Source organism: Verrucomicrobiia bacterium (assembly GCA_026414565.1).
GTDB lineage: Bacteria > Verrucomicrobiota > Verrucomicrobiia > Limisphaerales > Fontisphaeraceae > Fontisphaera.
In genome coordinates this window covers 1-22,254 of the sequence record JAOAIT010000064.1, presented here as the reverse complement: position 1 = coordinate 22,254, position 22,254 = coordinate 1, and the positions used below count along the sequence as shown (strand labels likewise).

Annotated in this window: 12 protein-coding genes and 1 pseudogene; 8 read left to right on the top strand and 5 right to left on the bottom strand. The window is 62.6% G+C overall.

Annotated elements, in window-relative coordinates:
• From N3J91_15600 to N3J91_15590, 3 genes are all read left to right on the top strand, one after another.
• Nucleotides 1-1,608 carry a hypothetical protein gene (locus tag N3J91_15600; protein ID MCX8157838.1) on the top strand — a complete coding sequence of 536 codons (1,608 nt, stop codon included), beginning with the start codon at nt 1-3 and terminating at the stop codon, nt 1,606-1,608.
• Between the two features lie 36 nt (nt 1,609-1,644).
• A complete protein-coding gene (locus N3J91_15595; GenBank protein MCX8157837.1) occupies nt 1,645-2,052 on the top strand; it encodes a cupin domain-containing protein in 408 nt (135 codons plus the stop codon).
• Nucleotides 2,053-2,134: 82 nt separating this feature from the next.
• Entirely contained in the window at nt 2,135-3,412 is a 1,278-nt protein-coding gene (locus N3J91_15590; GenBank protein ID MCX8157836.1) for a hypothetical protein, read from the top strand.
• Here N3J91_15590 and N3J91_15585 read toward each other — a convergent pair.
• Nucleotides 3,396-4,427, bottom strand: a complete 1,032-nt coding sequence (locus N3J91_15585; GenBank protein MCX8157835.1) for a galactitol-1-phosphate 5-dehydrogenase — start codon at nt 4,425-4,427, stop codon at nt 3,396-3,398. The two genes, N3J91_15590 and N3J91_15585, sit on opposite strands and share 17 nt — an antisense overlap.
• 93 nt (nt 4,428-4,520) lie before the next feature.
• Between N3J91_15585 and N3J91_15580 the strand changes: the two are divergent.
• From N3J91_15580 to N3J91_15565, 4 genes and pseudogenes are all read left to right on the top strand, one after another.
• Nucleotides 4,521-4,739: pseudogene (locus N3J91_15580) on the top strand (prepilin-type N-terminal cleavage/methylation domain-containing protein).
• A gap of 491 nt (nt 4,740-5,230) precedes the next feature.
• Nucleotides 5,231-5,881: a hypothetical protein gene (locus N3J91_15575; protein ID MCX8157834.1), complete on the top strand. Its 651-nt coding sequence runs from the start codon at nt 5,231-5,233 to the stop codon at nt 5,879-5,881.
• Nucleotides 5,878-6,579, top strand: coding sequence for a DUF1559 domain-containing protein (locus tag N3J91_15570; protein ID MCX8157833.1), 702 nt, complete (start codon nt 5,878-5,880; stop codon nt 6,577-6,579). The genes N3J91_15575 and N3J91_15570 overlap by 4 nt, the downstream gene beginning before the upstream one ends.
• Nucleotides 6,554-9,460: a phosphodiester glycosidase family protein gene (locus N3J91_15565; protein MCX8157832.1), complete on the top strand. Its 2,907-nt coding sequence runs from the start codon at nt 6,554-6,556 to the stop codon at nt 9,458-9,460. The genes N3J91_15570 and N3J91_15565 overlap by 26 nt, the downstream gene beginning before the upstream one ends.
• A 2-nt stretch (nt 9,461-9,462) precedes the next feature.
• Here the strand turns inward: N3J91_15565 and N3J91_15560 are convergent, their stop codons facing one another.
• The 4 genes from N3J91_15560 to N3J91_15545 form a co-directional block, all read right to left on the bottom strand.
• Complete coding sequence (locus N3J91_15560) at nt 9,463-10,362, bottom strand: hypothetical protein (GenBank protein ID MCX8157831.1); 900 nt, start codon at nt 10,360-10,362, stop codon at nt 9,463-9,465.
• A gap of 75 nt (nt 10,363-10,437) precedes the next feature.
• A complete protein-coding gene (locus N3J91_15555) occupies nt 10,438-12,480 on the bottom strand; it encodes an acetylxylan esterase (GenBank protein MCX8157830.1) in 2,043 nt (680 codons plus the stop codon).
• A gap of 47 nt (nt 12,481-12,527) precedes the next feature.
• A complete protein-coding gene (locus tag N3J91_15550) occupies nt 12,528-13,067 on the bottom strand; it encodes an NUDIX domain-containing protein (protein MCX8157829.1) in 540 nt (179 codons plus the stop codon).
• 6 nt (nt 13,068-13,073) lie between these two features.
• The gene (locus tag N3J91_15545; GenBank protein ID MCX8157828.1) at nt 13,074-15,743 is read right to left on the bottom strand and encodes a carbohydrate binding domain-containing protein; all 2,670 of its coding nucleotides are present in this window, start codon (nt 15,741-15,743) and stop codon (nt 13,074-13,076) included.
• A gap of 229 nt (nt 15,744-15,972) precedes the next feature.
• On the opposite strand from N3J91_15545, the gene N3J91_15540 reads away from it, so the two are divergent.
• On the top strand, nt 15,973-22,254 hold a 6,282-nt coding region (locus N3J91_15540; protein MCX8157827.1), incomplete at its 3' end, for a lamin tail domain-containing protein.

The following is a 22,254-nucleotide window of genomic DNA, read 5'->3' as shown; positions in this document are numbered from 1 at the left end:
ATGAAAGCGCACACCATAGCGGGGGCGGTTCTAAGTCTAAGCGGCTGGCTGGCCGTGGCGGGCATGGCCGCAACCCCCGACCTCGGCGCGGCCCGCCGGGCGCTGAAGGCCAACCAGCCGGAGCAGGCGGCCGCCGTTCTGCGTGAGTTGCGCGCCCAGCAACCCGGCGATCCCTGGCTGCAATACAATGAGGGGGTGGCCGCGTACGCAGCCCGGGATTTTGAGCGGGCCGATCAGCTCTGGCAGGAGCTGGCCACGCGCGATCTGCCGCCCAAACTGCGGGACCGCGTCTGGGTGCAGATCGGCAACGTCTCCTTCCGGCGCGGCGAGCCGCTGGAACAAACCGACCCCCAAACCACCCTGCAGCTCTGGGAGCAAAGCCGCGAATCCTACCGCATTTACCTGGTCAATGAGCCGAAAGACAAGGTGGTGCGGCACAACTTGAAGGTGGTGGAGCTGCGCCTGGCCCGGTTGCACGCGCGCCTGGCGGCGGACCTGCTGCGGGAGGCCCGCAAACAGAGCCCGATCGAGAAACAGATTCAGCTCATGCAGGCCGCGTTGGACCACCAGCGCACCGCCGAGCATCTGGACCCGGAAAACCCGGAGCGCCGCCAGGAACGCGCAGAAACAGAAAAGCAACTGGCGGAGAAGTTCACGCAAAAAGCCGAGCGCCAGGAACAGAAAGCCGATGCCACGCTGGCCAAAAGCAATCCCCCTTCCTGGGAGCGCCAGCAGGCCATGAAGGAATTGCGCAAGGCGCTGTCCGATTTCCAGGAGGCCAAGTCCCTGGACCCGCAAAACCAGCAGGCCGCCCAGGGCGAGCAGCGCGTGCAGGAAAAGCTGGCTCAACTGCTTGCCATGGAAGGCCGGCAGCTCCAACAGGAGGCGCAGCAAACCGCCCGCCACAATCCCGATGAAGCCATTAACAAGTATGAACAAGCCCTGGAGAAATACGAGGAATCATTGGAATTGAACCGCAACAACGAAATGGCGCAGCAGGGCGCCGAAGAGGTCAAAGAGGCGCTGGAAAACCTCCACATGCAACGCGGCGATCAACAAGCCCAGGAGGGTGAACGCCAGCAACAACGCGATCTCGCCCAGGCCACGCAGCAAATGCTCAGCGCCCTGCGGCATTATCAGGAAGCCCTGGAGATCAACCCTGAAAATACCGCCGCTCCTCCCAAGATCGCCGCCCTGCAGAAGAAATTGCCTGCCCTGTTGAACGAGCTGGGCGAGCGCGAGCGCCAGCGCGGCGCCCAGGAGGAGGCCAAATCCCTCGAAAGCGCCATCGCCCACATGGAAAAAGCCGCCACCAGTTTTCAGCGCTCCCAGGAAGTGCAGCCTGAGAACAATGAACAGGCCCGCATGGGCGAGGAACAGGCCCGGCAGGAGCTGGCCCGCATGCGCCAGCAACTGGCCGCCCGCAATCCGCATAAACCCGATCCCCAGCAAAAAAGTGAACAACCTGCGCGCGAACAACAGGAGAGTTTCTGGTCCCTGCTGCATCAGGTCAAAGACGAAGACAAACAGCGCGAATACGAACAAGCCCGCCGCGCTCCCACCGAAGCCTACACGCCCGACCAAAACCGGATTTTCAAGAATTGGTGACGGGTTCAGGAGCGGCTGGCGGCTCCCATTCTGTATATGCAAAAGCCAGCCCCTACCCCCACTCCGGCCGGCCCAGTTCTAGTGCGCCACGAAGCGCAGGCCCCCCGGGAGCGCAGCGCCTGCGGCTGGCGCTGCCGTTTGATTAGCCGCGAGGACGCCGCCCTCGCACCAGCCGCCTGGGCCCATGCCGTGGACATTGACGGCGCCAAACTTCACTATCACTTGCGCTCAACGGAGCTGTATTACGTCCTGGAGGGTAGCGGCGCGGTGATTCTCGACGGGGTGGAACATCCCGTCGCCCAGGGCTCCCTGCTGCACATCCCGCCGGGAGTGGTTCACGGCGCGCGCGGGCGCATGCGGGTGCTGGTCATCGGCATCCCGGACATTGCCGACGACGACTACTTTGAGCCTCCGGCAGCTCCTTCCCCCTCTGTTCCTGAATGATTCAGGGTATCCCGCCCGGCGGTCAGGCCAGGCCGGCGGACGTGGTTCTTGTGAAAATCGGCAGACTTGCTAAACTGCCCCCATGGACAGCCGCAAAATCTTGCTGGTTTCCGCCGCCCTCAACGTGCTTCTGGCCGGAGCCTTGGTGTACCTTTGGCAGCGCCCCGCCGCCGCTCCCCCGCCGCAAGTCATCAAGGAAACCGTCACCAATGTGGTGGTGCGCGGCGTCGTGCGGCCTGGCCTTTCCACCACCAACCTTTCCGGCCTCATCACCAACATCTGGCGCGTGGTGGAGTCGGCCGACTACCGCACCTACATCGCCAACCTGCGGGCCATCGGCTGCCCTGAGGAAACCATCCGCGACATCATCATCACCGACATCAACAAGCTCTATGCCCAAAAGCAGCAGGCCATCAACCCTTACTTCAAATCCAACCAATACTGGCTGGCCGGAGCCACGGCGGTCACTCCCGCCCAGGCCCGGGAATTCCAGCGTCAGTTGCGCCAGTTGGAGAAGGAAAAACGCGATCTGGTCCGCAATCTTCTGGGCGTGGATTACCAATCCGAAATGGCCCGCCAAAATCCCTATCTCCAACTGCAGGACCGGCAACTGGCCTTCCTCCCCGAGGCCAAGCGGGCGCGCATCCGCCAGATTCAGGAAAAATACAATGACCTGCGCGAGGACTTCGCCCTGCAACACGAGGGTCCGTTGACGGCGGAGCAGCGCACCCAGTTGGAAACCTGGCAGACCCAGCAGGAACAGGAAATCCGGGCCCTGCTCACCCCGGACGAGCTACGCGAGTATGACCTGCGCGTCTCCCCCGTGGGCCTCGAACTCCAGACCCGCATGACGGCCTTCAGCGGCGCCAGCGAGGAAAACTACCGGCAGGTCTTTGCCATCGAGCAACGCTATCAGGAACAGCTCAAAACCCTTCAAGCCGCCGGCGCCTTGACCCCCGAGGCCCGGCAGAATCTTGAGCGCCAGCGCGAGATTGAGCTGAAAAACGCACTGGGCGAGCGCTATCAAGAATATGAACGCACCCGCGACCCCGCCTATCGCGAAATCTACCAGGCCTTCCAGCAGCTCAAGTTGCCCACCCAGACGGCCTCCACCGTGCACGACCTCAAGCAGGCTGCCGAGGAGCAGTACCGGCAGCTCGTCACCCATCCCGGCCTCACCGCCGAGCAAATGGCCGCCGGCGCCCAGGCGCTGCGGGCGGAAGTCGAGCGCACCATGCGGGAAGTCATGGGCGAGACCGCCTATCAGGAATACCTGCGCCGGGGCGGCTACTGGGTGGAGCGCCTCAGCGCCGTGCCCGTGAATTCAAATCCCCCCGCCCCGCCTACGGTTCCACAATAACCTTCAGCAAACCCGGCTCCCGCTGATACAGCCGCTCAAACCACTGCGGCGCAGCCTCCAGGGGGATGCGCGCTGAAATGAGCGGCGCCACTTTGATAGCCCCCCTTCGCAAAAGCTCCAGGCAGGCCGGATACTCCCCCTGCGAGGCGCACGAGCCGTAAAGCGTCAGCTCCCGCGTGACCACCGCCTGCAAGGGCAATTCAATGTTGGGCGTGACGTTGCCCACCAATCCCAACGCGCCCCCCTTGCGCAAACAACGAATGGCCAGTTGCACGGGAGCCGCCGCCCCCACCGCCTCCACGGCCACATCCGCGCCACGCCCGCCGGTCATCGCCGCCACTTTCGCCGCAGCCTCAGGATCGCGGGCATCCAGCCCGGCATCCGCCCCCAATTCCTGCGCCAAAGCCAGCTTGCGCGGCTCCACATCCACGGCCATGATGCGTCCGCAACCGGCCAGGCGCAGCGCCTGCACCACCAGCAACCCGATCATGCCCGTCCCCACCACCACTGCCGCATCGCCCAGGCGCACCGGCAGGCGATTGACCGCGTGCACCGCGATCGAAACCGGCTCCACCATCGCCGCCTCCACAAAGGATAATTCCTCCGGCAGCGCCACCACCGTCCGCTCGGGCACCACCACATACTCCGCCAGCGCCCCGTGCCGCCGGTATTCGCCGCAGGACACCCCCAGCACCTGCCGCCGGTCACACAAATTCACCTGGCCGGCCCGGCAGAAGGCGCATTCGCCGCAATACACCGTGGAATCAAACGTCACCCGGTCACCCGGCCGAAAGCGGGTCACCGCCGTCCCCACCGCCTCCACCACGCCCGCAGCCTCATGCCCCATGATCAGGGGCGGAATGCGCCGGCCACTGCTGCCATCATAGCCGTGCACGTCGCTCCCGCAGATGCCGCACGCCCGCACCCGCACCAGAAGTTCATCCGCGCCGGGCGCGGGGGCCGGGAAATCTGTAACCTCCAGCCGCCGGTATTCCGTCAGTAATAATGCCTTCATGCGCAGGCGCATGATAAGCCCGGCTTCCGCGGCCTTGTCGAGCGCCAAAGCGTGCCGCCGGGATTGACGAGGTGGATAAATTGGGCTAATGTGATGGTGAGATTTGCATCTATGATCCATCGCGTGCAGCGGAGCGCTGCTTTCACGCTCATCGAACTGCTGGTTGTCATCGCCATCATTGCCATCCTCGCCGCCCTCCTGCTGCCGTCGCTGGCCCAGGCCAAAAACCGGGCCAAGCGCATTGATTGCAGCAATCGCCTGCGCCAGATTGGCATTGGCTGGCGCATCTGGGCCGGCGATAACAACGGCCGCTTCCCCTGGCACCTTAAAGTCGCCGACGGCGGCAGCCAGGACTCCGACATGTGGGTTGACCACTTCCGCGTGGCTTCCAACCAACTGGCCAATACCCGTCTGCTCGTCTGCCCGGAAGATGTGGACAAGGTGCCGGAAATGCGCTGGGACTACCTCATGGGCGACAAGGATGTCAGTTACTTTGTCGGCACCACGGCTGAAGAAACCAAGCCCCAGAGCATCTTGAGCGGCGACCACAACGTCACTGGCGGCGGCGGTTACCTCGATTTGATGTGGAACGAAGCCTACGGCACCTCCATTGATGCGGCGTGGGACAAGCGTGTCCACAATGAGAAAGGCAACCTCCTTCTCAGCGACGGCAGCGTGCACCTGATGCGCACCGATCGCCTGCGCGAGCAGATCAGCAACGCCCTGGCCAGCGGCGTGACCAACGTCGTGTTTGCCCGCCCACGCGCGCCTTTCTAAACCCGTTGCCGGCTAGGAAGTTTGTCATGGGCAATTCCCGGGGCATAAACATCGCCGCGCTCACCTTGACGGCGCTCTCTCTGGCCTGGCTACTGTGGTTCTTCCGCACTCCGCACCCCGACTTCGACCCGCGCCCTCATCAGGCTCTGGGCCAGGTCATGGCCGAAGAAGCCCTGCCCCTCCTCGGCCCCAAGGGCCGCATTCTTCTCTTTGTCCGGGATTATCAAAGCTTTGAAGTCCCAGCCGCCCAAACGCAAGCCGAGTCCTTTTGCGCCGCCCTCCACGCCGCCGGCAAGACCGTGGCCGTGACCAACCTCATCAAACTGGACCCCCTGCGCTCCACCGGATTGACCGCAGACGCCTTTCTCGATGCCGTGCGCCGCGCCAAAACAGGGGACGTGGTGGTGCTTTTTCTGCGCCCGCCGGAATTGAACGCCGAGCAAATGCAACTGGCCGCCCGCCAGGCCGGGCGGGTGGTGGCCCTTTGCACCGGCAGCACCCCGCAGCAAATCCCACTCCGGGAAATGCTGCTCCAGGGCGTCCTGCACAAAGCCATTGTAAATCAAACCTGGCAGAAACCCGCCCCCCAGGCCACCGCCTCCGCCAGGCAATGGTTTGAGGCCTGGTACGAGGTGTGGTCGAAGGAAAAAATTGCTGCCGCAGCCTCCTCCCCATGAAGCGGCCCTTCCACATGCCCGCCCACAGCCAACGGGGCCTGACCCGGACCGACGCCCTGGTCATGGTCGCCCTCCTCATGCTGCTGGCGGCCATTCTGCTGCCGCTGGGGACACGCTTGCGCGAGCGCTCCCGCGAAATCCAGTGCCATGCCAACCTCAAACAAATCGCGGCAGCGCTGGCCTTCTATGCCGCCGCCAACCAGGACTCCCTCCCCGCCATGACCTACAACAAGCCCCCCGGGGGCTGGTGGTGGTACAAAGAACAAATCAAGCCGGGAGGAAACCCCAACAGCCCGCCCTCACGCGATAAAACTTTTGCCTGTCCCTCCGACCGGGGCTACGAGGGGTTAAGCGATGAGGCCATCCCTTTCTGCCAGAGCGCCAAGCATGCCTACAACAGTTATGTGTTCAACGGCGTCAATCTGCCCGGACTCCCCAACATTGCCGGCCGCAAAATAAGCAGCGTCCGCTTCCCCGAGCGCACGTTGTTGGTCATGGAATGGACGGCCCACGCTCCGCTTTCGTGGCATAAAAGCCGCACCGGCAGCCGCAACGCCCCCTTCTACAACAACGCGGAAAGCGTGGTGGCCTTTGTGGATGGCCACGTGAAACGCATCAAGATTTACTACGACGGCATGAACCCCGCCTACACCCGCGACCCGATCCCCGGTTATGAATACAAGTTTAGTGGCGATTAAGCGCGCGCGCCCCCGTCTCTGGCCGCTGCTGGCGCTGGCGGCGCTGGTCCTGACGCTGCCGGCCGCCGGCCAGATCACCTCCACCCCCTGGAAACCCATCTTCAAGGGCATTGACCTGGCCTACGGCACCAATGCCGCCGGCTGGTCAGGCAATCAACACGTGGTGCGCGCCCTGCGCGTGGACCTACAGGATCCAGACGTGCGCATCTTTACCACCCCGCCCAACACCAACAACTGGCTGGCCAATTCGCGCGAAACTTACAGTCATCGCACCGGCAATTTCCTGCGGGAAAATCAGTTGCGCGTCGCCATCAACGGCGCGCATTTTGGTGGCAATACTGCCTATTCCGCTCCGGATGGCTCAGCCACGTGGATTCACGGCCCGGCCATCTCCCAAGGAGTTTTAGTCTCTCCCGCCGACACCTCCGTGGACGCCCTGTCCCTGCTCTACTTCACCACCAACATGGTGCCGGAATTCATTCCGTACAACGGGCAAGGCTTCAGTGATACCAACGGCATTTACACCGCCATTCCAGGCATGTACCCCCTGGTGGTCAACGGCGTTAATGTGGGGTGGGACTACCTCAACAACAATGACACCACCCACCGGGTGCAGCCGCGCACCGCCATCGGCATCTCCGCCGATCGCCGCTACGTCATCATGCTCGTCATTGACGGCCGCCAGTCGGACAGTGACGGGGCCAAAGATTATGAAACGGCGGACTGGTTGATTCGTTTTGGCGCGTACAACGGCATGAATCTGGACGGCGGCGGCTCCACGTGCATGGTCATGGCCAACGAATGCGGCGACCCGGTCATCCTCAATGATCCCAGCATTTACTACGCCACCGGCGGCCAGACCACCATGCGCTCGGTGGGACACAACATCGGTTTCTATGCCAAATCACTCCCCACCGATCCGCTGCAAAACTCCCGCGTTACCGCCGGCCGCAGCATGGCAATCGTGCAATGGGACACACCTTTCCGCGGCACCACCCAGGTGGAATACGGTTTGACGCCGGCCTTGGGCAATGCCTCGCCTTTGATCGCCACCCCCACCACCAACCACACCGTGCTGCTCACCGGCCTGCCGCCCGGGCGGACAAATTATTTCCGCCTCCTTTCGCGCTCCAATCAGGTCGAGTTTGCCAGCCCCGTCTGCTTTTTCCTGACTCAAACCAATCCCCCTCCGGTCGGAAGCGGCTCCGCCCCCATGGAACTGCTCTTTGATGTCACCCAGAGCTGGAAATACAACACCAACAGCATGGATAACACCCCCGCCTGGAAAACCCCCGCCTACAATGATTCGGCCTGGGGCGGCCCCGGGCCGGGATTGTTGTACGTGGAGGACAGCGAGTACGTGTACCCCAAAAACACCCCTCTCCCCAGTCCCCGCGGCCCCGGCGTGCCTTCCGCCAGTCCGCAATTACCCATTACCTATTATTTCAGGACAACCTTTGTATTCCCAACAGAACCCTCCGGCGTCTCGCTGGTGTTTTCCAACCTGATTGACGACGGCGCGGTATTTTACCTTAACGGCACCGAGGTGTACCGCCTCCGCATGCCGGCCGCCCCTGCGGTCATCACCAGCACCCCTCTGGCCAACGGCTTTCCCGCCGGTCCGCCCACCTATCAACAAGGTGTGCATCCGCAATACGGTGATGCCGCCGCTGAGGCGCCGGCCCTCTTCACGCTGAGCGGCAGCCTTGTATCCACTAATTTGGTGCGCGGCACCAACTGGCTGGCGGTGGAGGTGCATAATTACTCCGCCGGCAGCCCCGACATCGTCTTCGGCACTGCCTTGTATTACACTCGCACCACGCTGCAAACCAACTCGCTCATCGTGCTGGCCTCAGACCTCTCCCTGTCCGTCCCCGTCACCCTGGCCGCCAATGACAACTACGGCATGGCCAGCGGCGTCACTCCTTTTGAACGCTTTTACTATCCCCATGCCAGCGCCACCCTCACCGCCACCCAAAACATGGGCAACCTGGTGTTCAAGGAATGGCGGTTGGACGGCGCTACGTTCAGCACCAACCTGACCATCACCATCAGCATGAGCACCAGCCACGTGGCCGAGGTGGTCTATGTGGCACCCGCCCCCATGGTGTATTGGACCTTGGGCGTCCTTTCCTCCAACCCCAATGCCGATGTCGGGGTGGTGGTGCAGCCCGCCGACACGCAAGGTCTGGCCAGCGCCGACACCCCCTTCACCCGCATCTACACCAACGGCACCGCCGTCACGCTGACTGCGCCAGCCACGGTCAATGGAAAATTATTTGCCGAATGGCGGCTGGACGGCGTAACGGCCTCCACCAACCGCGCCTTTGTCGTGGTGATGACCACCAACCGCATGGTCACTGCCGTTTATCAAGACCCGCCACCGCCGCCTGTCTGGGCGCTGCAAGTCCACTCGTTCAACCCCGCCGAAGGCGTGCCCATTGAGGTTCAACCCGCCGATACCAACCAGTTGACGGGCGCCCTCACCCCCTTCCTCCGGTATTATTCCCACCAAACGCAGGTAACGCTGAACGCGCCAGCGCTGGCAGGCAACCACCGCTTCCAGCACTGGGTGTTGGACGGCAGCATGGCCTCGACGCAACTGCTTTTTGCCCTGACCCTCGAAACCAATCGCACGGTTACTGCCGTATATCAACCCCCGCCTGCACCACCCCTGCTGGGTGTCTGGCATGGCGGCGGCCAGCTCATCCTGGACTGGGCCGGCTCAGGATTCGTATTGCAAACCACCACCAACCTGCAACCTCCCATCGTTTGGACGAATGTGCCTGGCCCGGTGACCTCGGGCCCCTATACCAATCCCGCCCGCGAAACACTCCAGTTTTTCCGCCTGCAGGAGCTTAGGCCGCCCCTCGCACCCTGAAATTAATCCACAGGCGGCGGCGGAGGCTCAAAGGGCGGGACGCGCCCGGCCTTGCGGGCCTCCACCCATTCCGGGGGAAAGACCCACAGCCAGGTGGATGGCGACCGGACGCGGGTTAAGACCACAGTGCCTGTTTTGGGTGATACCGCACTCGATTGCCAGACCCCTTTACTTAAACAGTGAAGCTTCTGTGCCTGCAAATCCACCCACCACGCTGCCGCGGTATCCTCCTGGTTGCCAGTATTCCCCACGGTCACCAGGAGCGCCTGACTGTCAGGCGACCACGTGAAATCCAGGCTCCGCACGTTGCCGATGGGGATCAAAAACTCCAGCTCCTGTTTTTCACGGCTCAAAACCGCCAGGCTGTCATTGGTCAACACCACCACTTTGCGGCCGTCGGGCGCAATCCTGGCCACCGGGGTCTTGTTCAATTTCCACCACACCGGCGGCTCATCCTCCGGCTTGTCCACGAAACAGGCGACAATCTGGCCATTATCTTCATCCAGAACAAACAGGCGTTGACCATCCGCACTCCAGTGCGGGGAGGCGCCCGGATAAACAAACCGTGGGCGGCCGCCCTGCGGGGCCATTACCATGGTTTCATTGATGCGTGTAAAGCCATACTGCGATGTCAGCCCTGGCACCATGCGCGTCTGTTGAAAGGCTATCCACCGTCCATCGGGTGACCAGGCGGGTCTCTGGGCCTCCTCGACCAGCACCCGGTTGGTTGTGCCCTCCAGGTCCCAAATCTCAATGCGTGGCGTTGGGCGGGGGACAAAGCAGGCAATCTGGCGCCCATCTGGTGATAAGGTGGGAAAGGCCAGATTCGTCGCCAGACAGTAAGGTTGTCGAATGGCGTTGGTGTTTTGCGCGGCCCATCCGGTCATCAGACAGGCAGCCATGCATCCTGCCATCAGCCATCTCAGCAAAATCAAATGCATCGTGCTAAAAATACCAGACTTCCTCTCTTCAGCAATTTACCGGGCCGCCGCGCCAGATTCAGTGTCATGGATATGCAAACGCTCATCCCACCCCAAAGAACGCGCCGCCGAGAGCGTCCAGCCAAAGGCAGCGGGTTGCGCCGTGCGCACGTGCACCGCCTCGCAGGCCGAGGCCGCCAGCAGCAGAGCCTGCGGGAGGTCGAGGATTTTCAGGACATTCAAATAATCCGGCCCCCGGGCATGAGACGCGGGCAGTTGATGCAAAACCAGCACCACACTCCGGCCCACAGCGGCCCGGGGCAGCAAAGCTGCGGCGTAAAGGGTGTTCGCCGCCATGGACCCTTCAGACTCCATCTTGAGCGGGGTCCCCCGCCAGGAGGCGTTCAAGTTCAATGCCTTCATCATCTGCCGGATGTCCCACACCCGCATGCCGTCGAGGGTCTGCCCCAACAGCATGAAGCGCCGCCGTAAATGCGTCTGTTTACGGGCATCCCCGCTCCAGATGTCCTCCCCCGTGCCCCGCGGATAAAACGACAGCCAGACTTCTCCCGGCGCCGGGGTCACGGCCTCCGCTCCGCCTGCAAACGCAGCCAAGGTCTCGCGCACTGCCACTGCCACGGTGTCCCCCCCGCGCGGCGCAGGCAGTGAACCTGAACGCACCCACAGCCGCAGTTGTTGCGGACGGCGCGTGGAGCTTCGCTGCAGGGTATAAAGCCGCAAAACCACGTGTGGTTGGGTGGTGATCTCGTAAATCTCGTACTGCAAACCGTCCTGTTTCGCCGAGGCCACCTTGACCATCCTGACCTGGTCCTCGGCAGGCCAGCCGGCGAAACATTGCGCCTGCAGCTCACTCAACCATCGTTGCCGGCAGGTGGCCCATTCGGCGGCGTTTGCCGGCGGCGGGGACGACGCCGCAGGTGGCACAAAGACCTCTTGAATATTGGTGTTGATGGCGTCGGCGGGCAGGTCATTGAAAACTTTGAGCTGCTGCGGGGTAAAGGGCTTGACCGCGCCCACGTGAATAATGGGATCTTCCCCTTTTAGGTGGCGATTAAACCATCGAAATACCGGCACCTGCAGGTCTTGCGTGTCTTTGTGCGGCCCCGGCCCGATGACCAAGCCATAGTCACCAGGCCGCTGAAGTTGTGAGTAAAAGCGCCGTAAATACGTGTCCACCCGCATGACGCCGTCCAGGGGGAAGATATTGTCGCTGTCGGTATTCACCAGCAGCAGGGGCCGGGGCGCCGCCAGCACGGCCAGCAGGGGATAATCCCAACGGTACGTATTGACCAGATACATGCAATCGCAATGCCCCTCCACGCAGCCGGTGAGCACGTGATTGCGCAAATCGGTGATTCCCGCCACCGGCGCAACCACCTTCACCCGGTCATCCAGCGCCGCAATGAACCAACTATAAGCACCCCCGCCGGAACGGCCGGTGACGCCCACGCGGTTGGTGTCCACCTCCGGCCGGGTGCAGAGATAATCCAAAGCCCGCAGGCCATTCCATGTTTCCACGCCTGCCGGCGTGTACCCCCGGGCATTCCACCACCACATCTCCTGCCGGTAGGTCCCATGGTGCACGCCCAAAATCTCCCCCCATTGGACCGTATCCATCACCAGACATACATAACCATGTCGCGCAAACCACACGCCATGGTGTTGGTAGCTCACCTTGTTGCCATAACTCACCCCATTGGTCACCACCGGCCCATGCCCGCACACGTACAACACCGCCGGCAGGCGGCCGCTGATGTCCTTGGGACGGTATAAATTGGCCGTCACGTAAAGCCGGGGCAGCGATTGGAAATGGAGCTTTTCCACCACGATATCCTCATGCTCCAGGACGCCAGTGATCACGGGCTGCAAGTCGCCGCGGGCAGGCATGGGGCTTAACCCCAGCATGGCGGCAGCCTGCTGGCGCAGACGGGGCTTCAACTCCCTCCAGTCGCCGAGGCTTTGCAGCAGCCGCGCCGTGGCCGCTTCCAAGTGGGCCACTTCGGCTTCAAAGTATTGCGTCAGCCGCAAATCCGCGGCTGTGAGCGGGGATTGACCGGCTGGGCTTCCTGCCCCGGCCATCACCGGCCAACCCAAAAGCAATAAACACCAGCATGCAAGAAGGCACTTCATATTTTTCCCAGGCTCAGCTCTTGCTTGAACTTGGCCACCGCCTGACGCACGGAGACAAAGGCAATATCGTCCAACTTCACTTCATGGGGATTCATCCAAACCACCCCCTCCACCTCGGATTGCGCGGAGGCCACTGAATCGGCCACGGCTCGCGCCGCAAAAAAGATGTCCAACACATGGTAGGTGACGCCCCGGTAGGGATACACGTTGGGCGCCGTGCACACAAAGCGCAGCGCCTCAATGGCCAGGCCGGTTTCCTCCCTGGTTTCCCGCACCAGCGCCTCCTCGGCGCTCTCGCCGGGATTCACGAAGCCCCCCGGCAGTCCGAGCCTGCCTTTGCCGGGGTCGTGGGCGCGGCGCAACAACAACAGGCGGCCCTGCCCATCCAACACCAGCCCGCCCACACCCACCGCCGGATTGGTGTGATAATGAAAACCACACTGGCCACAGGCATACGCATCAGGCTCCGGGTGCGTCAGTCCCCCCGCCCCACAACGGGGACAATGCGTGAACAGGGGCAAACGTGCGGCACTCATGGTTCTTTAACGCGAACCCACTTCGTACCACAACGTCTGCCACTGCGGCCCGATTTCAATGACGGCCTGCCCCTGGGCATCCGCGCGCACGGGCAATTCCTTGGCCCGCTGGCCCCGGGCGTCCAACGCCCAGGCGGCCGTACGGGAGGCCGGTTGCGCAAAGGTGAGGCGCGCCGGAATGCCCTCCACCAGCGAAGGCGCCCTGCCCCACTGCCGCCCCACGCTGGATTTCTCCGCATTCTTCCACACCATGCCAGTGTTTTGCGCCAGGCCGGTGGCGGTGACGAGCCAGCGGCGCGGCGTGGCGGCATTCTCGGCGGCGGTGACCGTGATCGCGCACCACCCATTTTGCAGGGTCTCACCCGGCGCAATCACCACGCCGCGCAACGCATATGTCCTGCCCCCGCCATACCCAATCACCGCCTTGCTCCGCGGACTGTTCACCGTAACCACACCGCGCTGTTTCTCACTCACATCCCACAGCAACTCGCCGGTATCAGAGGCGTAGCGGTTGTCCAGCAACTTCACCTGGCTGGGAGCAAGGGCGCCCGCTATCCGCCGCCCCTCCGGATTAAAGGCCACCCGATGCACCAGGCTCGCCTCCCGCGGGAGTCCCACCTGGGCGGCGTCCACCAGACTCCAGGAGCGCGCATTCATGAGCAACTCCACGTCCCGTGCCGGCGGCAAATCCGCCACCACCCACGTCCTGGCCGGGGCAATGTCACCGCGGTTGAAAAAGGCATGAGCGGCCACCAGCGTGACCAGCTTGGTGGGATGCTGATCAATATCAAAAAAACTCCCAATGCGCTGGCTGTTCCAGCTCTCACTGCCGCTGTGCGACCAGGCAAAGGGATAAATTGCGTCCCAGTCCTGCAACGCCGCATACGCCGCCAGCAATAAAAAGCCCTCGCTGTTGAAGGTGTTGGGCGCCGGATGATTGTACTCCGTGCAGGCATGGGGCTTGCCCACCGCGCGTTTGAGCGCCAGCCCCGGCAACGTGCCGCCGCGCTCGTTCACCATGGTGCGGTTGGGTACAATCCACTCTTCCGCATCCCAGGGACGCACAGGAAACTGGGGATGCTGCCAGTAGGCATGAGTGTCCACCCAGTCCATCTTGGCCTGCAGCGTGGCCGGGCTGCAGCCCACGATGGTGCCGGTCACCAACCCCCGCACTTTCAAATCATGCTTCAAAAAGCGATACATCGTCTGCCAGTAACGATCCTCCGTCTCGTAAAGAAATTGCATCCAGTCCCGATACGCGGCGGGGGTGCGTTGGCCAATAGACTTGCGATCAAAATAAGCAAATGAAAGTGTCTCAATCTGCTCGCCCTCCCGCAACCCAATCACACCGCCCGGCTTCAACGAAAACCCCGCCAGATCGGTCACTGCGCCAGCCCCGCCAAAGCCGCTCAATGAAATCCTGCCATTGGTGTCACTTTGCGAGGCGCGAAACACAAATTCAAATCGCGTCCAGTTGGCACTGGCGCTGGCCGACGCGCTCAACCCCAGATTTCCCCACGGTTCGTGCGCCTGCCCGGCGCTGACCGAGAGCACGCGCGGCGCATCCGTCCGCGCCCAGAAAACCAGGGTGTAAGGTTGATCTTTCTCAAACCGCAGACCGCTTTGATTGAACTGCAAATGCCAGCTCTCCTTCCCCACCTGCTCCACCGTCAAGCGCACGGCCTGCGCCCCGGCAGCCAGACCGGGCGGTACTTCGCGCAGCAGCGTCCCCGACATGCGCGCCGGGGCGTGCTGCTCGCGATTCCAGCGTTGCAAGCCCTCGGTAAAACCGCCGTTGGCCAGCATCTCCGCTCCCAGGGGCGCCTCCCCCGAGCCCCACGCCAGCCGCAGGCGCGGCGTGGTCACATATTTTTCCTTGAGCCAGACGTTCCATTGGCGGCGCAGGGATTCCTGAAATACGGCCGGCATCCGGTCTATCTCGCCCCCCAACCAGCCATGAATCAGCCCCTGCTCATTGTTAATTTCAACAAAGGCCACCGCCGGATCCTCGGCAAAGCTCAGCCGGGTGTAGGGATTGACGGCCGTCAGCAAGGCCCGCGCGTAATCCTTTTGAAGCTGCAAATGCTTCTCATCCCAAAAGCCAATCAGATGCCGATCCTTCCAATCCAATTTTTCAATCTCTGCCGGCAGGCCGTCCGCCGCGCGAAAACGCCGGCCCACCAACAGATTGAGGTTGGCATAAATGCCGTTGGTCTTGAGCTGGGCAACAAAGTATTGCAGGCGATCCAGCGCTTCCGGATGAATATCCCCGGATCCCCCCCCTTTGGCATTGATGATGCCCCGGGGATAATCCGCAGTATCCATGTGGTGGAATCGCACCACATTGATGCCAAACTTGGCCAGGCGCCGCGCCACCACTTCGGCATGCGGCTTCTGCGGCACCGTCGCCGCAAAACACATGTTCACCCCCAGAAACCGAATACGCTGTCCGCCCACCTGAAAATGTCCGTCCCGGCTGACCGTCACGTGGCCGTTTCTCCCCGCGGGTTTAACCAGCGAACCGCTCAAATCGGTAATGCCCGGGGTGGCATCGTCCCACGGCAAAACAAAGGGAAACAACGAGGCCTCCGCCTCCGCCCCATGCCCCGCAATTCCCAGCCCCGCCAATAAGGCTGCAAGCCAAAAGCCCCGCCGCAACGCTGTCATGGTTTTCATGCCGCCATTTTGACGCCCCCCCATAAAATGAAAACTGCAAAATCAATAGAAACACCCTCCGGATGGCGCCTCTGCCTGTGGTTTTATTTAAAGGCGGGGCAGTTGTCCCGCCTCTCGCCATTTTGCCACCTTCCATTCCACGCATCTTGCCTCGGGGTAATTAAATAGGGTACGGGTCCGCAAAGTGGTGGATTTTAAGCAGGTTTTATGGCAGAGTGAGGGGAGGAAGATGTTGCGTCCACAGCATCCATGGCGAGTTAGCCTCGTCCTGACGGGGCTGCTCTGCACTTTGGCCGGGCCGCTTTGGGCTCAAAACCACCGTCCCCTGGATATTGGCACCCAGCTCAACGGCTATCAGGATGACTTTCGCGGCCCCACCCTCAACCCGGCCTGGCAGGTCCAGGGCGCCTCGGTTTATTTTGTGAGCAACGGCGTCCTGCGCGTCTTCTCCGCTTCCGGAGACCCCAACCATCTTTATTACGCCGCGGCCGGCGCCAGCGGGACCACTCAAGAAGTCCTGGCCCGCATCCGCATCCTGAACCTGGGCACAGGCGATCCGGTCCGCTGCGGTGTGGCCGTCTGCATTGAACCCACCGCCCCCAGCCAGCCCGGCGGCATCAACTTCCTGTTTCGCGATCACACCGGCGAGGGCCAGACGGGCCGCCACGTCTCGCTCTTGGACGATTTGCGTGCCTGGGGCCCCGGCTACACGGGCTCTTTTCAACTCAATACCTGGTACTGGATGCGGCTGCGTCAGGAACCCAACGCTCAGGGGGGCTCGGCCGATGTCTTCGCCAAGTTCTGGCGTGCCGATGGTTCAGAACCGGAACCGGCCAACTGGCAGATGACCTGGGATTACATCCCCGCCCGCGCCGCGCGCAACGGCTATCCCGGTATCTCGGCCAGCAGTTCTGGGGGCCTGGCAGAGTTCGAGGTGGACTATATTCTGGTTAAATCCGCCGGGCTGCCCGTCATCCTGGCCAATCCGGATGCCTTCCCCGCCGTGCAGTTGCCTGTGACCATCACCAACCAACCCCAAGATATTGTCGTCAACGAGCTGCAATCGGCCACTTTGCAAGTACAGGCGGAGGGGTATCCCCCCCTGACCTACCGCTGGTATAAAAACGGTCAGCTCCTCTCCGGCGCCACTCAACCCACCCTTACTCTTTCCAGCGTACCACTTTCTGACAACGGCGCTCAATTCTATGCTGTCATTGCCAATGTGGCGAGCAACGTCACCTATACCGTCACCAGCCGCGTGGCCACAGTCCAGGTCATCCCGGATTACAATCCCCCCACCCTCCTGCGGGTGCGGCCTCAAGGTCTGAACGCGGTGCGGCTGGTTTTTTCTGAACCGCTTGCCGAAACCAGCGCCACTTACCTGCTCAATTATTTCCTCATCAGCACCCAGGCCGAATCGCTGACCATCTATCAGGCGGAGCCTTCGGAAGATGGCGCCACCGTGCTGCTGCACACCGCCCCCATGACCGAGGGCATGCGCTACATTCTCACCATTAACAACCTGCGGGACCGGGCGGCCGCCGGCAATGCCATGCCCCATCCTTTCCAGACCAATTTCCTGGCCGTGGCCCTCGCCCCCATGGATTTGGAAGGCAGCCAGCCCTCCGGTTCTGTGGAATGGCTGCCAGGCGGCTACCGCCTGACCGGCGGCAGCGCCGGCAGTTCAATCACCCAGGAAGGCGGTTTGTTTGCCGGCACCCCTCGCACAGGCGATTTTGATGTCCGCGTCCGCCTCAGCAAGTTGGAGGCTGGCGACCTGTGGGCCAGAGCCGGCTTGATGGCGCGTCTCTCCGAGGAAACATCTCAAAACTACGGCGCCGTGTTTGCCACCCCATCGCTCGCGGGTTGTTACTTCATCAGCCAGCTTGATGGTGTCGCCCAGATTCAAGGGCGTTATCCAGTCAATTACCCTGCCACCTGGCTGCGCCTGCAGCGCGAAAACGATATCCTGTCCGGCTACGCCAGCGCCGACGGAGAAAAGTGGGTCCTCTTGGGCAGTGCCGCCCTCGAGTTGCCCGCCACCCTATGGGTGGGTCTTGCCGTGGCCAGCCACACCCCGGGGCAAACTGCCTCGGCGGATTTTTTGGGCTTTTCTGAAGTCTCCTCCCCCGCCGCCGTGCCGTATTCCGGCGAGCGCGAAAGCATGGGGCCTTCCAGCCGTCGCACCGGCCTGGTGATCTCGGAAATCATGTACCGGCCGGCACCGCATCCCACCTTCACCAATTCCCTGGAGTTTGTGGAAATTGCCAACACCCGCGGCGAGCCGGAAGACCTGAGCGGCTGGCGCCTGAGCGGAGACATTGACTTTACCTTCCCGCCCGGCACCGTCATTCCCGGCGGCGGCTTTCTCGTCGTGGCCCGCTCGCCCCAGGACCTGCAAGCCCTTTATAACCTGCCTGCGGTGCTGGGACCTTTTACCAATAACCTGCCCAACGACAAAGGCACGCTGCGCCTCCGGCATCGCACCGGCGCGGTCATGTTGGAGGTCACTTACCGTGACCAGCCCCCCTGGCCGGTGGCAGCGGATGGCACCGGGCATTCGCTCGTCCTTGCCCGACCGTCGTATGGCGAAAATTCGCCTCTGGCCTGGGCCGCCAGCGACCAGCTCGGCGGTTCTCCCGGACGCTGGGACCCGGTGACTCCCGAGCCCTTGCGGGCCGTGGTCATCAATGAATTCATGGCCCACTCGGCGGGCATCATTGGCCGTGATTATCTGGAGCTGTTCAACCGCGGCAACACCCCCCTGGACCTCTCCGGGTGCACCATCAGCGATGCCACCGGCACCAACCGCTTCACCCTTCCCCAGGGCACCATCATCCCCGCCCGCGGATGGCGCTCATTTTCCCAGTTTGAACTCGGCTTCGCCCTCAAGGGGGGCGGCGGCACCCTTTTCTTCCGGCACCCCGATGGCCGCGTGTTGGACGCCGTGCGTTATCCGCCCCAAGCCACCGAAGTGGCTTATGGCCGGTACCCCGACGGCGCGCCGGAGTGGCAGGAGTTGATCGCCCAAACCCCCGGCTCGGCCAATGCCCCCATCCTCATCCGGGATGTGGTCATCAACGAAATCATGTACGCCCCCATCAGCGGCCTGGAGGACGACGAATATGTCGAGCTTTACAACCGCGGCACCAACACGCTGAATCTCGGTGGCTGGGCCTTCGTGGACGGCATCGAGTTCCAGTTTCCGCCGCAAGCCGTTCTGCCGCCCAACGGCTATCTGGTGGTGGCCAAAAACGTGACCAATTTGCTGGCCAAATACCCCCAGCTTAATCCCTCCAACACCTTCGGCAATTTCCGCGGCTCCCTCTCAGCCCGCGGTGAACGCCTGGCCCTGGCCATGTTTGAAGCCAGCCTGGTCACCAACCATATCGCCGCTTCCCTGGCCGCCCCCCCAACCTCCGCGCAAATCATCACCGATCCCAGTTCCACTCCTCAGGCTTATGTGGTGGTGGATGAAGTGACCTACCACAACGGCGGACGTTGGGGACGCTGGAGTTTCAAGGGCGGCAGCAGCCTTGAGCTGATAGACCCGCGCAGCGACAACCGCCTGGCCGCCAACTGGGCCGATAGCGATGAATCCAACAAAGCCCCGTGGACCACCCTCTCCCGCACGGGCTTGCTTGACCTTGGCAACGTCAGCCCAGACTCACTACAAATCCTGCCTCTCGGCGCGGGCGAGTACCTGGTTGACGACGTGGCAGTGCTTAATGCCTCCGGCCAGAATGTCCTGCCCAACGGCCAGTTCGCCACCGGCATGGCAGGCTGGGCGGCAGAGGGGGCGTTGTCCCTCACCACCTGGAGCGCCACTGGCGGCCTCAACAATGGCGGGGCCTTGTGGCTCCGCGCCCTGGACCGCGGCGACAACCAGATTAATCGCGTGCGGGCCAGCCTTTCCTCCGCCCTGACCACCGGCGCGCAAGCCACGCTGCAGGCAAAAGTCCGATGGCTGCGCGGACATCCCGAAATGCTCCTTCGCCTGCGCGGCAACTGGCTGGAAGTCGCCGCCCGGCTCGAACTGCCGTCCAACCTGGGCACACCCGGCCTGCCCAACAGCCGCCTGGTGCCCAACGCTCCGCCAGCCATCCATTCCGTGAGTCATTTCCCGCTGGTGCCGGCAGCGCAACAAAGCGTCCGCGTCACCGCCCGTGTCCACGACCCCGATGGCCTGGCTGCATTCCAACTGCACTATCGCCTGGACCCCGCCACCAATTACCTCACTCTGCCCCTTCGCGATGACGGCCAGGCCGGGGACGCGCAGGCGGGTGACGGGGTGTTTTCCGCCTTGATTCCCGGGCAAACCAACGGCGCCGTGGTGGCCTTTTACCTGAGCGCCACCGATGCGCACCCCGCCCCCGCCACCAGCCGCTACCCCGCCGCCGCTCCGGCGCGCGAGTGTTTGGTGCGGTTTGGTGAGCCTACCCCGCCGGGCACCTTCCCCATTTACCGGCTCTGGATGACCCAGGCCACTTTCACCAACTGGAGCGGCCGGCACAAACTCGACAACACGCCCCATCCCATCACCTTCGTGCTCAACCAGGAACGGGTCATCTACGAGGCCGAGGCCCTCTTCGCTGGCAGCCCCTACATTGCCCCCGGCTTCAACACCCCGGCGGGCAACCGCTGTGGTTACAGCCTCAGCTTCCCCTCCGATGACCGGTTGTTTGGCTCGACGGATATGGTGTTGGACTGGCCCGGCGGCCATGGCGGTGAGACCACCGCCATTCAGGAGCAAATGGCCTACGCCCTGGCCGAGGGCATGGGGTTGCCCTTCAGCCACCGCCACTTCATCCGCCTGTTTGTCCACGGGGTCTCTGACATGCAGCGGGGAGGCATTTTCGAAGCGGTGCTGCAACCCGCAGGGGAATATCTCGAACAATGGTCCCCCCAACAACCCGAGGGGGATTTTTATAAAATTGACCGCGCCTTTGAGTTTAATGACAGCGGCTCCCGCGTGGCCGATCCCATGCCCCGCCTCGAAGTCTATCAATCCGGCGGCCAGAAAAAAATTGAACGCTACCGCTGGACGTGGCTCAAGCGCAGCTATGATTCCGCGCTGGATTATTCCCAACTGATGACTTTGGTGGACGCTTTGAATGCCACCTCCCCCGAACCCTACACCACGCTCACCGAGCACCTGGCCGATGTCGAGCAATGGATGGGCGTTTTTGCCTTCGAGCACATCATCAACAACTTTGACAGTTGGGGCCACAACATTGGCAAAAACATGTACATGTTCCGTCCCCGCAACGGCGGCAAATGGGTGCTCTACCCCTTCGACCTCGACTGGCTCATGTTGGTCTCCCCGCGGGGTCCCGGCGGCTTCACCGCCCTGACCGGGCCCCTTTTTGACTCCGAGGACCCCACCGTCAGCCGCATGTACAATCACCCCCCCTTCCGCCGCGCCTACTTCCGCGCCGTCAAACGCGCCGTGGACGGTCCCCTGCGCCCGGAAATCGCCGAGCCGCTCATGGACGCCAAATATCGCGCCCTCGTGGCCAACGGCATCACCCTCTGTGATGGCCAGGCCCTCACCGACCCCCGCGAGCTGAAACTCTGGTACACCCAACGGCGCGGTTTCCTGCAGAATCAACTGGCGGCTGTCGCCGCCGATTTTCAAGTTGCCACCAACACCTGGGTGCGCGCCACCAACCTCTTCACGCTCACCGGCACCGCCCCCATTGAAGTGACCACCCTGCTCGTCAACAACGTCCCCTGGAAACCCGTTTGGACCTCGGTCACCAACTGGACCTTGCGGGTGCCCGGCACCCAACCCACCAACCTCTGGATCATCACCGCCCTGGACGAGGCCGGCAACGCCGTGGGCGCCCCGCAGCAGGTCATCGCCATCTCCACCAACCCTCTCCCGGCCGCCCAGGGCAGCCTGGTTTTCTCTGAAATCATGTACCATCCCAGCGAGCCTGACGCGCAATACCTGGAGCTGCACAACAACACCGCCAATCACACTTTTGACCTCTCCGGCTGGCGCATTAATGGCGTGGGCTACACCTTCCCTGCCGGTAGCGCCATACTTCCCGGTCAATACCTCGTCCTCACCAAAAAACGCGACGCTTTTGCCCGGAACTACGGCGCCAATTTTTGGGCCTTTGATGAATATCCCGGCAACTTGCAGGCTGACGGGGAGACGCTTACGCTCCTCCAACCCCGCCCCGGTGGGAGTGAACAGGTTGTTGCCCAGGTCCGCTACGAGCCGAATCCCCCCTGGCCTCCGGACACCGCCAATGGCGCGCTGCAGTTGAAAGATCCCCGCCGGGACATCCGCCGCGTCATCAACTGGGCCAACCATGCCACCTGGCAGTTCAAGTCGTTCACGTTGAGCAACGTGCTGACCTTGAATCAGACCAATTTATATTTTCGGTTCAGCAATGCGGGGGAGGTGTGGCTGGACGATGTGCGGGTTGAGGAGGGGACGGTGGTGGGAGGGGGCAGCAACTATGTGGTGAACGGGGATTTTGAGGCGCCGCTGGAGGGG

What these genes read in the sequence shown, in the direction of transcription:
- N3J91_15600 (MCX8157838.1), top strand. Translation starts at nt 1, where the DNA reads ATGAAAGCGCACACCATAGCGGGGGCGGTTCTAAGTCTAAGCGGCTGG.
- N3J91_15595 (MCX8157837.1), top strand. Translation starts at nt 1,645, where the DNA reads ATGCAAAAGCCAGCCCCTACCCCCACTCCGGCCGGCCCAGTTCTAGTG.
- N3J91_15590 (MCX8157836.1), top strand. Translation starts at nt 2,135, where the DNA reads ATGGACAGCCGCAAAATCTTGCTGGTTTCCGCCGCCCTCAACGTGCTT.
- N3J91_15585 (MCX8157835.1), bottom strand. Translation starts at nt 4,427, where the DNA reads ATGAAGGCATTATTACTGACGGAATACCGGCGGCTGGAGGTTACAGAT.
- N3J91_15575 (MCX8157834.1), top strand. Translation starts at nt 5,231, where the DNA reads ATGGGCAATTCCCGGGGCATAAACATCGCCGCGCTCACCTTGACGGCG.
- N3J91_15570 (MCX8157833.1), top strand. Translation starts at nt 5,878, where the DNA reads ATGAAGCGGCCCTTCCACATGCCCGCCCACAGCCAACGGGGCCTGACC.
- N3J91_15565 (MCX8157832.1), top strand. Translation starts at nt 6,554, where the DNA reads ATGAATACAAGTTTAGTGGCGATTAAGCGCGCGCGCCCCCGTCTCTGG.
- N3J91_15560 (MCX8157831.1), bottom strand. Translation starts at nt 10,362, where the DNA reads ATGGCTGCCTGTCTGATGACCGGATGGGCCGCGCAAAACACCAACGCC.
- N3J91_15555 (MCX8157830.1), bottom strand. Translation starts at nt 12,480, where the DNA reads ATGGCCGGGGCAGGAAGCCCAGCCGGTCAATCCCCGCTCACAGCCGCG.
- N3J91_15550 (MCX8157829.1), bottom strand. Translation starts at nt 13,067, where the DNA reads ATGAGTGCCGCACGTTTGCCCCTGTTCACGCATTGTCCCCGTTGTGGG.
- N3J91_15545 (MCX8157828.1), bottom strand. Translation starts at nt 15,743, where the DNA reads ATGAAAACCATGACAGCGTTGCGGCGGGGCTTTTGGCTTGCAGCCTTA.